Genomic DNA, 14,406 nt, shown 5'->3' on the forward strand with positions numbered 1-14,406 from the left:
ACGGCTTCTGCTGACCTCAGGAGGTCTTCATGATCGGCCGCCTCGGGCAGCGCCTGTATTTGCGCATCTGGCTGGCGGTGGTGGTGGCGGTGATGGTGCTGTCGGTGGTGGTCGGCTGGCTCTGGCGGGAGGCGCTGGACCGGGATCGGGAGGAACGCGACGGGCGCGTGGCGCGCGAAATTGTGTTGCGCAACAGCGTGGGGCAGGTCGTGGGTCAGGCGCCGGCCGAGGCGGTGCGGTTGCCCGGGCAAGGGCTGGAGTTTCAGGTGGTGATGAACGACGGGCAGACGCTCTATGTCGAGTTGCCGCGTGTGGGACGATCTCCTGGCGGTGTGCCGAGTCGGCGCGCCATGACCGGAACCTTTGGATTTTTGTGGACGCTGGCGCTGGTTGCGGTGGCCGTGGCGCTGGGTGCCTACCCGATCGTGCGGCGTTTGACCAAACGCCTGGAGACCTTGCAAAAAGGCGTAGACCGCTGGGGCCAGGGCGACTTGTCGACCCGGTTGCCGGAACACGGGGCCGACGAGGTGGCCCTGTTGTCGCGCCGGTTCAATCAGGCAGCGGAGCGCGTGGAGAACCTGCTCCTGTCACATAAAACCCTGCTGGCCAACGCATCACACGAACTGCGTTCGCCGTTGGCCCGCATTCGAATGGGGTTGGAATTGCTGGGCACCGACCCGGTTCACGCGCGCCAACGCCGCGAGATGGCACGCAGCATCGAAGAACTGGATCAGTTGATCGACGAAATCTTGCTTGCCAGTCGTCTGGACATGCGTGATGCCAACGATGCATCGGCGCTGGGCCCCACCGAAGAGGTCGATCTGGTGGGGTTGGCAGCCGAAGAATGCGCGCGGGTCGGCGCCGATCTGGATATAGCGCCCTCCGCATCCAGCGTCTTGGTGCAGGGCCATGCGCGTTTGCTGCGGCGTGTGTTGCGCAACCTGCTCGAAAACGCGCGCCGCTATGGGCAGTCACCGCAGGCCATCGCAGCAGGTGAAGCGGGTGAGGCGGCCATTCGCCTCACCGTGGCGTTGTTGCCTGCGTCGCCGGGCCAGGGCGCTGATGCGTGGGCAGAGGTGTGCGTTGAAGACCGTGGACCTGGTGTGCCGCCTGAGTTGAGGGAGCAGATCTTTGAAGCTTTTTACCGCTTGCCGGGGGCCAGCGAAAGAGAGGGCGGTGTGGGCCTGGGTCTGGCTTTGGTGAAGTCGATTGCCCAACGCCATGGCGGTTCGGTGCGCTGTGAAGAGCGAACGGGTGGTGGCGCGCGGTTTGTGGTCACCTTGCCGGCCCAAGCGTCAGAGTGACGCCGGCGCATGGTCGTTTTTTGGCGAATATCCCCCAAATGGGGGATGGTACAAAAGTTCTATCTTGAGGAGAATCATTTTGTTGCTGTCACAACGCTATCAATACAACTTGCTCGGCAGCGCCTTTTGGGGTCGCCCGGCAAAAAATGATTTCCAACGATGTCCATTTATGGACTTGAAGGCCACCGAAAGGTGGCCTTTTTTTTGGCCTGTTGAAGGTTCCCTTGCTCAAGGGCCGTCAAAAGAAAAGGCCGTCCAACCCCGAGCGGCTGAAGCGGCCTCGAACTTCTGTCGATGAAATTGCCTCAGTGGCCGTGGGCCACAGTCTCGCCCGCTTTGAGGCGGTATACCGTGCCGCAGTAGGGGCACTTGGCCTCGCCGGTCCTGGCCACATCCAGGTACACCTTGGGGTGGCTGTTCCAGAGCTTCATGTCGGCCTTGGCGCTGGGGCAAAACACACCGCCCTGGTCGTTCAGGTCGCTGGCTTTGAGTTCAATCGGGTGGTTGCTCATGGTATTGACCTCAGATCTTGCTCAACCAGTGGGCATATTTGGGGTTTTTGCCTTCGACGATGTCGAAGAACGCACGCTGGATTTTTTCGGTGATGGGGCCGCGCGAGCCTTGGCCGAGTTCAATGCGGTCGAGTTCGCGGATCGGGGTCACTTCGGCCGCGGTGCCAGTGAAGAAAGCTTCGTCGGCGATGTAGACCTCGTCGCGCGTGATGCGCTTTTGCACGATCTCCAGGCCCAGATCTTTGGCGATGTGGAACACGGTGTTGCGGGTGATGCCGTTCAAGGCGCCAGCAGACAGGTCTGGCGTGTAGATCACGCCGTTTTTGATGATGAAGATGTTTTCACCAGCGCCTTCTGAGACGAAGCCCGAGGTATCGAGCAGCAGCGCTTCGTCGTAGCCGTCTTCGGTGACCTCCTGGTTGGCCAGGATGGAGTTGGTGTAGTTGCTCACCGCCTTGGCCTGCGTCATGGTGATGTTGACGTGGTGGCGGGTGTAGCTGCTGGTCTTCACGCGGATGCCACGCTTCAACCCGTCTTCGCCCAGATAGGCGCCCCAGGACCAGGCGGCCACCATCAGGTGGATCGTATTGCCCTTGGTGGACACACCCAGCTTCTTGTCGCCCACCCAGGTCAGCGGGCGGATGTAAGCGCTCTCCAGCTTGTTGTCGCGAACCGCGGCTTTTTGAGCCTCGTTGACCTGCTCCTTGGTGAACGGGATCGTCATGCGCAGAATCTTGGCGCTGTTGAACAGGCGGTCGGTGTGCTCTTCCAGGCGGAAGATGGCGGTGCCACCGTCGGCCGTTTTGTACGCGCGCACGCCTTCAAAGGCGCCGCAGCCGTAGTGCAGCGTGTGGGTCAGGACGTGGATCTTGGCATCGCGCCAATCGATCATCTGGCCATCCATCCAGATTTTTCCGTCGCGGTCAGACATTGAGGGGACTACGGGAGACATTTGGGGTTCCTTTGCAAGGGGGTGCAGCCAGCCACGACGCCGACCTGAAAAGGCATTTTACGGGCTGACCGCGGTTCTGAGCTCAGCGGCGGCATGGGCAGTCGAGGCGATGGTCCTGCATGGGGTATTCGTGCTTGTATGCTGCTGGTCTCGTTGCCTGCTGGCGGCACCCGTGTTTCGCGCGAGGCAGCGCAAGCTGCCCATACCCTTTCAGAGCCCATGAACATGTCTGCTTCCGTTGTTGAACTCCACAAGGCCGGGTGGCGGCTGCGCGTTGACCCCGCGTTGGGCGGCTGTGTCATGGGGTTGTGGTTAGGGGCAACGCCGGTGTTGCGATCAGCGCCTGATGGCGCTTCCCATGCGGGTCAAAGTGCTGCTTACCCTCTGGTTCCGTATTCCAACCGGATAGGCCGGGGGCAGTTGACCTGGCGTGGTCGCACCCATACCGTTCGCAATGGGTTCAACGCCGAACCGCATGCGCTGCATGGTGTGGGTTTCATGCGGGCATGGACGGTGGTGGAGCACAGCGCAGACATCCTGCTGCTTCGCTTGAATCACCAGCCAGATGGCTTCTGGCCGTTTGCCTTTGAAGCGGAGCAACGCTTCGAACTGCAGGGCGATGGTCTTTGTTTCACGCTCAGCGCGCGCAACATCGACAGCCAGCCTCAGCCGATGGGCCTGGGCTGGCATCCGTATTTTGTGCGCCGACCTGACAGCGCCCTGGACTTGCCGGTGCACACCCAATGGTTGGCAGGCGACGATCTCTTGCCACGCGAGTCCAAGGCTGTTGAGGGTCTGCACGGTGCGGTGGCCGACATGCACCTGGACCATTGTTTTGAAGGAGCCAGCTGTGTGGCGGGGCTGACAGATCAGGAGATCACGGTGAGCCTGGAGGCCGACAGCCGTTACTGGGTGGTCTACACGCCCACGGACTCGGCCTTCTTTTGTGTGGAGCCGGTCACCCACCTGAACAATGCGGCGCAGCGGACCGACCCGTTGCGACACGGGCTGGTCGAACTGTTGCCGGGCGGTACGCTGCGCCAGCGCGTTCGGCTCACCGCACAGGTGAAGGCATAGAGCCAGGTCAAGCTGGCAGTGCGAGTCCTTGCGCCGTGAGCGCTTGGTGCGAAGCACCGGCGCCAATATTGGGCAGGTAGACGTTGGCTTTGGTGCCATTGGGTGCGCGGTACTGTTCAGCCAAAGCTGCCTGACATGCGTCGACCAGCGCATGTGGCAACAGGGCTACCACGCATCCACCAAAGCCACCTCCCGTCATGCGCACGCCGCCACGGTCGCCAGCTATCGCGGCGATGATGGCCACGATGTGGTCGATGGCGGGCACGGTGATCTCAAAATCATCGCGCATGGAGGCATGGGATTCGGCCATCAGGCGCGAGATGGTGGGCACGTCGTCGGTCTTCAATGCCTGAGCCATGTGCAGCGTGCGCGCGTTCTCGGTGAGGATATGGCGGGCGCGTTTGAAGACCACTGCATCCATTTCAGCCTCTGCGGCAAGCAATTGCTCCAGGCTCACATCGCGAAGCGAGCTTTGAGAAAAGTGCCTGGCGGCCAGTTCGCACTGCTGACGGCGCAGGTTGTATTCGCTGCCCACCAGACCGCGCTCGACTTGCGAGTTGATGATCACCAGTTGCAGGCTTTCGGGCACATGGCAGTGTTGGCTTTCAAGGCTGCGGCAATCGATCAAGCTGGCGCACTCTGCTCTGGCGGTGGCGGAGATCCACATGTCCATGATGCCGCACTGGGTGCCGACAAACTGGTTCTCTGACTGTTGCGCCCACTGCGCCCATTGGGCCGGCTGGACTTTGATGCCGTGCACGCCGCAAACGCCTGCGATCACGGCCACCTCCAGGGAGGCGGAAGAAGAGAGGCCCGTGCCCTGCGGTATGTCGCCGACGATGGCCATGTCCATGCCGCGCAGGTGCAGGCCCGCTTTTTGCAGGGTGCTCAGAACGCCGCGCACGTAGTCGGCCCAGGGCTGTTGCGGATTGTGGGCAATGGCCTGACCCAGATCGATCGAGTCGGTGGCAAATCTTGCGTTCACCGCAAGCACCTTCACCTGGTCGTCCTCGCGCGAGCGCAGCGCCACCAGGGTGGAAAAGTCGATGGCACAGGGCAGCACAAAGCCGCCGTTGTAGTCGGTGTGTTCGCCGATCAGGTTGACCCGGCCGGGCGCGTTCGCCAGGTGGGTGGCGGGCGTGCCGAAGTGGGCCCAGAACTGGGCCAGCAAAGAGGCTTGCATGGGGATCATTGCTCGTTGAAGCCGTTGGGGTGGGCTTGTTGCCAGCGCCAGGTGCTGCTGCACATGCTGTCGATATCGCGTGTGGGCTGCCATTGCAGTGCTTCGAGGGCGCGGCTGGCATCGGCCCAGAATGCCGGCAGGTCGCCGGCACGGCGTGGGCCAACTTGTACCGGCAGCGGTTTGCCGCAGGCGCGCTCGAATGCGCCGACCATGGCCTTGACGCTGTGGCCGATGCCGGAGCCCAGATTGAAAAAATGGCAGGCGCTGGCATCCGGCGTGGCGCTGCGCATCAGGTGTTGCAGTGCGGCCCAGTGGCCATCGGCCAGATCGCTTACATGGATGTAGTCGCGCACGCCGGTGCCGTCCTCCGTGTCGTAGTCGTCGCCGTGAATGGTCAGCGCCGCGCGCTTGCCCACCGCAACCTGGGCCAGGTAGGGCATGAGGTTGTTCGGGATGCCGCGCGGGTCCTCGCCGAGATCGCCGCTTTCGTGGGCACCCACCGGGTTGAAATAGCGCAGCACACTGAAATGCCAGCCCGCGGCGCTGTTGCTCAGGTCTTGCAGGATCAGCTCGATCTGGCGCTTGGTCTGGCCATAGGGGCTGGTCGGCGCAGTGGGGTGGGCTTCGGTGTAAGGCAAGAACTGGGGATCGCCGTAGACCGTGGCGCTGGAGCTGAACACCAGTTGGCGCACGCCGGTGGCCTGCATCGCTTGCAGCAGGCGCAGGGTGCCGATCACGTTGCAGTCGTAGTAGGCCAGCGGCTTTTCGCACGACTCGCCCACCGCCTTGAGGCCGGCCAGGTGCACCACGGCGTCGATGCGTTCTTCGCGCAACACGGCCTCGACTTTGGGTTGATCGCGCAGATCGACCTGGTGAAACGACACCGGACGACCGGTGATCTTTTGCACCGCATCCACGCTCGATGCGCTGCTGTTGCTGAGGTTGTCGATGATGACCACGTCGCAACCGGCTTCGAGCAGGGTGGCGGCGGTGTGCGAACCGATGTAGCCCGCGCCGCCAGTCAGCAGCAGGCGAGGGGCTTTGGAGGGAGCGGTGGTCATGGCGTGGCGTGTTTGTAGTGTTTCGGGCTTTGCGCGCGCAGGCGGTCGGCAGCTTGCTCGGGTGTGAGGTCGCGCTGCGATTCGGCCAGCATCTCAAAGCCGACCATGAATTTGCGCACCGAAGCCGAGCGCAAAAGCGGCGGGTAAAAATGCGCGTGCAACTGCCAGTGCGCCGTGTCGCCTGTCAGGTAGGGCGCTCCATGCCAGCCCATGGAATAGGGGAAGCTGGTTTCGAACAGGTTGTCGCAGCGGATGGTCAAGGCCTGCAAGGCATGTGCCAGATCGCTGCGTTGCTCGGCCGTGAGATCTTCCAGGCGCTGGACCGGAAACAGTGGCAATAACAGGGTCTCGAAGGGCCAGCTGGCCCAGTAGGGCACCACGGCAATCCAGTGGGCGGTTTGCACCACGGTGCGCTCGCCTGAGGCGGCTTCGCGTTGTGCGTAGTCGAGCAGCATATTGCTTCGGTGTTCGGCCCGGTAGGCGCGCAGCGCCGCGTCTTCTTTCGCCGCTTCGTTGGGCAAAAAGGAACTGGCCCAGACTTGCCCGTGGGGATGCGGGTTGGAACAGCCCATGGCCTGCCCCTTGTTCTCAAATACCTGCACCCACGGATAGGTGCGCCCGAGGTCTTGCGCCTGCTCGCACCAGGTATCAATCACACCGGCCAGCGCGTCGACGCCCAGTTCGGGCAGGGTCTTGCTGTGGTCGGGCGAAAAGCAGATCACGCGGCTCACGCCACGCACGCCCTGGCGTTGAAAAAGCGGATCGGGTGAGGCCCCGGTGTCGGGCGTGTCGGCCAGGAGCGCGGCGAAATCGTTGTCGAACACGAAGGTGCCGGTGTAGTCGGGGTTGACCGCGCCGTTCACGCGGGTGTTGCCGGCGCAAAGGTAGCAGCTCGGGTCGTGCGCGGGCAGTTGTTCGGCGTTGGCGGCTTCTTGCGCACCTTGCCAGGGCCGCTTGGCGCGGTGGGGTGAGACCAGCACCCACTCCTGCTTGAGCGGGTTGTAGCGGCGGTGGGGATGCTCGCTGGCGTCAAGGGCGGATGTGTTCATGGCGTTTGCAAGCGGTAGATGTGCACGGCCTCGCCCGACATGCGCGGCAGCGGCAGTCCGGCTTGGCTTAACCAGGCGCCGTGGGCCTGAACCGTTTCGCCTTGGCGAAGCGCCAGGTGCATGGGCGCGTCGATACCGGCGTTGGCTGCGCCGATGCCCGGTGGGTCCAGGCGGGTGACGCGGTAGCTGGCGGCGGCATCGAGCATGGGCAGGATCAGCGGCGGGCTGTGGCGCGCTTCGGTGGGCGCGGTACGGGTGGTGAAAACGATGAGGTCCTGTGCGTTGCCGTGGGCCTGCCAGACGATGTGGTCGCCGCATTCGCCCAGCCACATGGCGCCCTGGTGCAGTTGACCCCGCAGGGATTTGTACAGGGTCAGCCAGGGAGCCAGCTGGGCGCGCTCGCCATCCTCGATGGCGCGCACGTCGAGCTCGATGCCCAGGTGCAAGGGCAAGGCGACGCCGGCGCGAAAGTCCAGCGATTGCGTGCGGCCGGTGGTGTGGTACGGCGCGGGGCCGATGTGGGCGCCGAGCAATTCGGGCGGGAAAAACTGCAGGGCGCCGCGCTGGATGCCCACGCGCGAGAGCGCATCGGTGTTGTCGCTGGTCCAGAAGCGGTGGGTGTGGGCGAGCACACCCGCATCCATGCGCCCGCCACCGGAGGCGCAGCTCTCGATTTCCACGTTGGGGTGCGCGGTGCGCACGCGGGCCAGCAGCGCGTACAGGCCCTTCACGAAGCCGAGGTACCCCGCGCGGCCATCGGCGCCCACGGCCTGCGTCAGGTCGCGGTTCATGTCCCACTTCAGGTAGCTGATGGGCAGCGTGCTGAGCAGGGCATCAAGCTTCTCGAAGAGGTAATCCTGAACGGCCGGCAGCGCGGTGTTGAGCACCAGCTGGTGGCGCCAGGTTTGCTGGCGCCTGCCCGGTGCGGCGAATGCCCATTCTGGGTGCGCGCGGTACAGCTCGGAATCGGGGTTGACCATTTCGGGTTCCACCCACAGGCCAAACTGCATGCCCAGACCGGTCACGTGGTGGGCCAGGGGGCCCAGGCCATCGGGATATTTCCCGGCGTCGGGCCACCAGTCGCCCAGCGAGCTGCGGTCATCGTGGCGGCCGTGGAACCAGCCGTCGTCCAGGATGAAGCGCTCCACGCCGAGTCTGGCTGCCTGGGTGGCGAAGTCTTTGAGGTCGTCGAGCCGGTGGTCGAAGTACACCGCTTCCCAGGTGTTGAGGTGCACCGGGCGCGGCGCCGCCTGGCCGCCCGGCCATTGCACGGTGGCGCGCATGGTGGCGTGAAAGTTCTGCATCAGGCCGTTGCGGCCTGCGGGGCTGAAGCTGGCGAGCACGGTGGGTGCGTCGAAGCTGTCGCCAGGCGCGAGCGCCAACTCACCCGGCGCGAACGCCACGCCGAGCTGCCATTGGCGAAGGCCGTCGTCCAGCGTGTCGATGGTCTGTGCGAAGTTGCCTGACCAGGCCAGGTGGGCGCCGTAACAAGCGCCGCTGTGCCAGCCGGTGTGGGTGTTGGCGATCACGGCGCCGGGGAACATCTGGTGCGAGGTGCGGCCGCTGCGGTTTTCCTGGCGCCACTGCGCGCGGGCCAAAGGCTGGCATTGCCACTGGAACTCGTTGGACCATTGGCCATGGAAACTGTGCACCGTGTCCATCTGGCCGGGCAGACTCAGGTTGGCGCTGGCGAGCCCATTGACCTGCAAGGGCACCGTACCCTGGTTGATCAGGCGGGTGCCGATGTGCAGGGTGTCGCTGGCGTCCATGCGCAGATCGATGTGCACTTCGATCTGGTTGGCACTGTCCAGCAACTGGATGCGCAGGCTGTTGTGCCGCTCATCGGGTGTGACCGTGTACCGGTCTGCGGCAAAACCAAAGCTCTGGCCTTGGCGGTGAGCGCGCAGGCCGGGCTGGCTGGCATCGCCAAACCCGAGGCTGGGGAACACCGTGGGCGCCAGACCTTCGTCGAGCGACGAGGGCGGGCTTGCGCGTTCCTCGTGCCAGGCGGTGGCAGGAGCAGCGGCATCGGGCAGGCGCGCGCCCCAGTAGCGGATGACCGGGGCTTGGTGCAGGTCGTCGGCCTCAGGGGCGGACAGCAACAGGCTGGACGCGGGGCCGTGTAAAAACCAGTGGGACATGGGAGCCGATCAGCCTTTGGTGGCACCGACGGTCAGGCCGGCGATGAACTGTTTTTGCAGCAGAAAGAAAATGATCACAGGCGGCATGGCGGCCAGAATCGAGCCGGCCGACACCAGTTGCCACTGCGCCACCCATTGGCCGTTGAGCGACTTCAATCCGCCGGTGACGGGCATGGCGTGGTCGCCCTGGATCAGCACCGTGGCCCAGAAGTAGTCGTTCCAGATGAAGGTGAAAATCAACACCGCCACAGCGGCCACGGCGGGGCGCACCAGCGGCAACACCACGCGGTGAAAAATCTGCCACTCGCTGGCGCCTTCGATGCGCGCGGCTTCGATCAGTTCGTAGGGCAGATCGCGGATGAAGTTGCGCAGGAAAAAGGTGGCGAAACCGGTCTGGAAGGCGATATGGAACATCACCAGGCCCATGGTGGAGTCGTACATGCCCATCTTCAAAGTGAGTTCGCGCACCGGAATCATCAGAATCTGAAAGGGCACAAAGTTGCCGCCCACAAACAGCAGGAACACCACCATGTTGAGTTTGAAGCGGTAGGTGCCCAGCGCGAAGCCGGCCAGGGTACTGAGCACCACGGTGCCGATCACGGTCGGGATGGTGACGTAGAAGCTGTTGAGCACGTACTGCACCATGGGCGTGTTCTGGAACACGGCGCTGTAGTTTTCGATCAGCATCCATTCCGATGGCATGCCCCAATAATTGCCGTTTGTCAGGTCGGCCTGGCCGCGAATGGAGGTGAGCATCACCGCGATGATGGGCAGCAGCCACAGCACCATGCTGATGGGCAGCGCCACCTTGTAAAGCCAGCGCGTGGTGCCGCTCGCCTTTTCGATGGGGGTTGGAAACATTCAGGACTCCTGCTCTTGGCGGTAGATGCGGCGCAGCACGAAGCCGATGTAGACCAGCATGATGAAGAACAGCACGGTGGCGATGGCGGTGCCGTAGCCCATGCGGTAGCCGTATTCGGAGAGCGCCACTTCGTACATGTAGTACGCCAGCACGCGCGATGAGCCATAGGGGCCGCCCTGGGTCATGATGGAAATCATGTCGAAGCTGCGCAGCGAGCCGATGATGGTGACGACCACGGCGATGAAAGTCGCGGGGCGCAATTGCGGCAGCACCACGCGCCAGAGCATGGTCCAGCCCCTGGCCCCCTCCAGGCGCGCGGCCTCGATCAGGTCGGGTCGCACGCCGTTGAGACCGGTGAGGTACAGGATCATGCAGTAGGCGATCTGCGGGTACAGGCCCGCGACCACGATGCCGTAGGTGACGATGGTGTCGTCTGACAGCACAGCCAATGGTTCAAGGCCCAGGCTGGTGAAGACCAGCGCCAGCAGGCCGTTGGACGGGTCGTAGAACCAGGAGAACACCAGACCCAGCACCACCTGAGAGATCACGAACGGGAAAAAGAACAGCGACTTGAACAGGCGGATGCCAAACACCGTCTGGTTCAGGAAAAGGGCGAGAAACAGACCCGCCGGCACGGCCAGCATGAAGCCGAAAATCCAGATCAGGTTGTTCTTGAGCGACATCCAGAAATCGGGATCGTCCCAGAGGTCGAAGTAGTTTTGCAGGCCGACGAACTTCGGTGTGCCCAGGCCGTCCCAGTCGTACAGGCTGAGCGCCATGGATTCAAAAATGGGCGCGATCACGTACACGCCAAACATCACCAGCGCGGGCGCGAGGAACAGCCAGGGCGCGATGGTCTTTTGGTGGCGAGCCCACCAGGAGCTGGACGGGGGAGCGGTGTGTGACATGTGGGTGGGCGCAGAGGTGCCCCGAGGTCATGACCCCGGGGCGATCAGGGGATGCTTACTTGTAAGCGCGCTTGCGCACCGTCTCCAGGCGCTTGAGGATCGCGTCGCGGCGCTCAGGCTTGAGCATGTATTCCTGGAAACCGTCCATGCCGGCCTTGGCCATTTCGGCCGAGGCGTCGCGGTCATAGAACTGGGCCAGGCCCTTGGCGCTGGACAGCATCGAGAAGCCGGCCTTGAGGAACTTGTCGTCCGGACTCGCCGACTGGTTGTTCACCGGCAGCTGACCCAGGGTCTTGTTCATCTCGGACTGTGCCTTGGCGCTGGCAATGTAGGCCAGGAATTTGCGGGCATCGGCCTTGTTCTTGGCTTTGGCGGGAATGTGCACCGTGTCGGTCGGTGCGTCTTCGGCCATGGGCAGACCCTTGGTGATTTCAGGGAACTGCATGAAACCTATCTGCTCGTCCTTCAGGCCCGCTTCGCGCATGGGGGCCACGGCAAAGTTGCCCATCAGGTACATCGCGGCATCACCCTTGACGAAGGCCGGCAGGGCTTCCTGCCACTGGTAGGAAGCATGGTTGTCCATGTAGTAGCCCGGCTTGACCAGGTCGTCCCACTTGTCGAACACAGCGGCGACGCGCTTGTCGGTGTAGGGCACTTTGCCAGCAGTCAGGTCCATGTGGAACTGGTAGCCGTTGACGCGCAGGTTCATGTAGTCGAACCAGCCGCCGGTGGTCCAGGTGGCCTTGGTGCCGATGGCGAACGGCGCGATCTTGTTTTCCTTCAGCTTTTTGCTGGCGGCAACCAGTTGCTCCCAGTTCTTGGGTTCAGCGATGCCCAGCTTGTCGAAGATGTCCTTGCGGTAGTACACGCCCCACTGGTAGTAGGTGTAGGGGATGCCCCACTGCTTGCCGTTTTGCGTCATCGAAGGTGCGGCAGAGGCGAGGGTTTTCTCCAGACCTTCGGCCTTCCATACATCGGACACATCTTCGAACAGGCCGGCATCGACAAACGGTGCCATGCGGTTGCCGGCGTACCAGTTCACCACGTCGGGTGCATCGGCCGTCAGGAAATTGCGTATGGAGGTTTTGTAGCCTTCGTGGTCAAAGGTGTTGACCTTGACGGTGATGCCCGGGTTGGCGGCCTCAAAGCTCTTGACCAGCGCTTCGAATGCGGCTTTGGGCGCCGGATCGGATGCGTCGGTGTTGAGGGTGATGACGCCGGCGTGGGCGACCAGGGTGCCCAAGCTCAACGCAGCGCCCAGCGCCAGGGTTTTCAGTTTGAATTTCACGAAAAATCTCCTTTTATTCGGGTAAGGACCAGGGAAAACGAAACACAGGGAGCGACTCACTCGAGTCGCCAGATGGAGAGGTCGCGTGCCGCCACGCTCGCCTCGCCCAACACGGGCACCGAAGCGTTGGCAGTCGGTGACCACGCGATGGCTTGGGCGGAAAAATTCAGGGCCACACAGTGGTGGCCAATGCGGCTCACACGCAGATCGGCGGGCAGGCGTTGTGGTGTCAGGCCCGCTGCCCGGGCGCGGTTTTCGAGCAGGGAGATCCAGCTCGCCCCGTCCAGGCCACCCGCCACATAACAGGCGCGGCCATTCTGGGCAACGAGCGGCCGTCCATCCGCCAACAAGGCCAGGGTTTGCGCCCCGTTGAGTGCCAGATCTTCGAACCAGCCGGTGACGGTGCAGGCTTTGTTCAACAGGCTGCCTGACTCTTCGAAGCCCGGTGGCAAGGATGCGACCCGGTTCACCCGAAGGCCGAGCAGGTCTTGCAAAGGTCCGGGTGCCAGTTGGAGCGGGACGTGCAAATCCAGGGTCTTGCTGCCCGCGCGGGGTGCAAAAACCAGTTGAGCAGTGCTGCTTTGCAGCTGCTCGAGCAGGTCGGCCGAGATGTGGGTCGAGACCGGCAGGACGATGAGCTCATAGGCGGCCAACGGTGCGGCGGGGCTCACGATGTCCACGTCCAGGCCGAGCTGGCGCAGCGCGCTGTAGAGGCGGAAGGCCAGGGCGAGGCCGTTGTGGTCCTTGCCCTGTGGCTGAATCTGCCCCATCCACAAGCCGTCGTAGTCGAACACCAGCGCCACGCGGTTGCGCACGGTGAGTTCGTTCGGGGGCATGGTCTCGCTCAGGGCGGTCAGATCCTGCCCGACTTGCAAGGCCTCGAGGCCACCCTGGTCGAGGCTGAAGTCGGGGCGGTTCAGCCCGGTGTGCATCTGCTCCTGCGCAAACGGCGCCTGACGCCAGCGGAAGTAGCTCACCACCTCGGCGCCGTGGGCAAAGGCCTGCCAGGTCCACAGCCGCACCATGCCGTCGTGGGGCGCCAGATTCCACTGCGCCCAGTTCACAGGGCCGGGTTGTTGCTCCATCACCCACCAGCGGCCGTGGGCGGGCGCGTCAGCGCGCACGCTGGCGCACATGCCGCGGTACAGATCGTGGTGGAATGCGGGCACATCGGGGTGGCCGGTGCGCGCGTAGCGCACCTTCTCTTCTGCGCTCAGGAAGAAGTCTTGCGTGAAGCCCAGCGGGTAGCTGTCCCAGGTGGCGATGTCGAGATTTGCCGCCACTTCATGGTGGTTGAATTCGGTGTAGAAGCCCATGAAGTTGTGGCTCACCGGGCGGCCGGGCGACAGGGCTTTGAGCAACTGGTATTGCACTTCCTGAAAGCGCGCCACCGCCCAGGAGCTGTAGCGCTGGAAGTCCAGCCGGTGCGACGGGTTGGCTTCGGTGACGGTCAGGTGGGGCAGGTCGACTTCGTCGAACGTTCGGTATTCCTGGCTCCAGAACACGGTGCCCCAGGCCCGGTTGAGTGCCGCCACATCGCCGTAGCGTTCGGCCAGCCAGTCGCGAAAGCCCGTTGCGGCGGCATCGCTGTAGGAGATCGCGGTGTTGTGGCAACCGAATTCATTGTCGGTCTGCCAGGCGGCCACGGCCGTGTGGTTGCCATAGCGCTCGGCCATGGCGCGCGTGATGCGGCGGCTGTGTTCGAGGTAGCCGGCGTGGGAGAAGCAGTAGTGGCGGCGTGAGCCGAAGCGGCGTTGGTGACCTTGCGCGTCGACAGCCAGCATGTCGGGCATCTGGTCCACCAGCCATTTGGGGGGCGTGGCGGTGGGTGTGCACATCACCACCTTCAGGCCTTGAGCGTGCAGCGTGTCAATCGCCCGGTCGAGCCATTCCCAATCGAACTCGCCCGGCGAAGGTTCGATGCGGCTCCAGGCGAATTCGGCAATGCGCACCCAGCGGATGTTCATTTCGCGCATGCGCTGCGCGTCAACAGGCCATTGCTCAGAGGGCCAATGTTCGGGGTAATAGCAGACGCCGAGTTCCATGGAAGTTACAGAAGTAGAAAGAAG

At 63.5% G+C, this 14,406-nt stretch carries 12 protein-coding genes; 2 read left to right on the forward strand and 10 right to left on the reverse strand.

Annotated features, from left to right (window positions below; all coding sequences use genetic code 11):
• Positions 1-29: 29 nt before the first annotated feature.
• Positions 30-1,304: a HAMP domain-containing sensor histidine kinase gene (locus LPB072_RS01655; RefSeq protein ID WP_066095274.1), complete on the forward strand. Its 1,275-nt coding sequence runs from the start codon at positions 30-32 to the stop codon at positions 1,302-1,304.
• A 305-nt stretch (positions 1,305-1,609) separates the two neighbouring features.
• On the opposite strand, the gene LPB072_RS01660 is transcribed toward LPB072_RS01655, so the two are convergent.
• Positions 1,610-1,816: a zinc-finger domain-containing protein gene (locus LPB072_RS01660; RefSeq protein ID WP_066095277.1), complete on the reverse strand. Its 207-nt coding sequence runs from the start codon at positions 1,814-1,816 to the stop codon at positions 1,610-1,612.
• Positions 1,817-1,826: 10 nt separating this feature from the next.
• Positions 1,827-2,768: a branched-chain amino acid transaminase gene (locus LPB072_RS01665; RefSeq protein ID WP_066095281.1), complete on the reverse strand. Its 942-nt coding sequence runs from the start codon at positions 2,766-2,768 to the stop codon at positions 1,827-1,829.
• Positions 2,769-2,993: 225 nt separating this feature from the next.
• On the opposite strand from LPB072_RS01665, the gene LPB072_RS01670 reads away from it, so the two are divergent.
• Complete coding sequence (locus LPB072_RS01670) at positions 2,994-3,845, forward strand: aldose 1-epimerase (RefSeq protein WP_066095478.1); 852 nt, start codon at positions 2,994-2,996, stop codon at positions 3,843-3,845.
• Positions 3,846-3,852: 7 nt separating this feature from the next.
• Here LPB072_RS01670 and galK read toward each other — a convergent pair whose 3' ends face one another.
• The 8 genes from galK to LPB072_RS01710 are packed head-to-tail and all read right to left on the reverse strand — an operon-like array spanning position 3,853 to position 14,382.
• Positions 3,853-5,028: a galactokinase gene (gene galK / locus LPB072_RS01675; RefSeq protein ID WP_197508893.1), complete on the reverse strand. Its 1,176-nt coding sequence runs from the start codon at positions 5,026-5,028 to the stop codon at positions 3,853-3,855.
• A gap of 5 nt (positions 5,029-5,033) precedes the next feature.
• On the reverse strand, positions 5,034-6,089 hold the full coding sequence (gene galE / locus LPB072_RS01680; protein WP_066095286.1) for a UDP-glucose 4-epimerase GalE: 1,056 nt from the start codon (positions 6,087-6,089) through the stop codon (positions 5,034-5,036).
• Positions 6,086-7,138, reverse strand: coding sequence for a UDP-glucose--hexose-1-phosphate uridylyltransferase (locus LPB072_RS01685; protein WP_066095289.1), 1,053 nt, complete (start codon positions 7,136-7,138; stop codon positions 6,086-6,088). Before LPB072_RS01685 ends, galE begins: the two co-directional genes overlap by 4 nt.
• Entirely contained in the window at positions 7,135-9,279 is a 2,145-nt protein-coding gene (locus tag LPB072_RS01690) for an alpha-galactosidase (protein WP_066095292.1), read from the reverse strand. The genes LPB072_RS01685 and LPB072_RS01690 overlap by 4 nt, the downstream gene beginning before the upstream one ends.
• Before the next feature lie 9 nt (positions 9,280-9,288).
• Complete coding sequence (locus LPB072_RS01695) at positions 9,289-10,140, reverse strand: carbohydrate ABC transporter permease (RefSeq protein ID WP_066095295.1); 852 nt, start codon at positions 10,138-10,140, stop codon at positions 9,289-9,291.
• A complete protein-coding gene (locus tag LPB072_RS01700) occupies positions 10,141-11,049 on the reverse strand; it encodes a carbohydrate ABC transporter permease (RefSeq protein ID WP_066095300.1) in 909 nt (302 codons plus the stop codon).
• A 55-nt stretch (positions 11,050-11,104) separates the two neighbouring features.
• Positions 11,105-12,337: an ABC transporter substrate-binding protein gene (locus LPB072_RS01705; RefSeq protein WP_082877133.1), complete on the reverse strand. Its 1,233-nt coding sequence runs from the start codon at positions 12,335-12,337 to the stop codon at positions 11,105-11,107.
• A gap of 56 nt (positions 12,338-12,393) precedes the next feature.
• A complete protein-coding gene (locus LPB072_RS01710; RefSeq protein ID WP_066095303.1) occupies positions 12,394-14,382 on the reverse strand; it encodes a beta-galactosidase in 1,989 nt (662 codons plus the stop codon).
• Positions 14,383-14,406: the final 24 nt, after the last annotated feature.

The sequence above is a fragment of the Hydrogenophaga crassostreae genome (assembly GCF_001761385.1).
Lineage (GTDB): Bacteria > Pseudomonadota > Gammaproteobacteria > Burkholderiales > Burkholderiaceae_C > Hydrogenophaga > Hydrogenophaga crassostreae.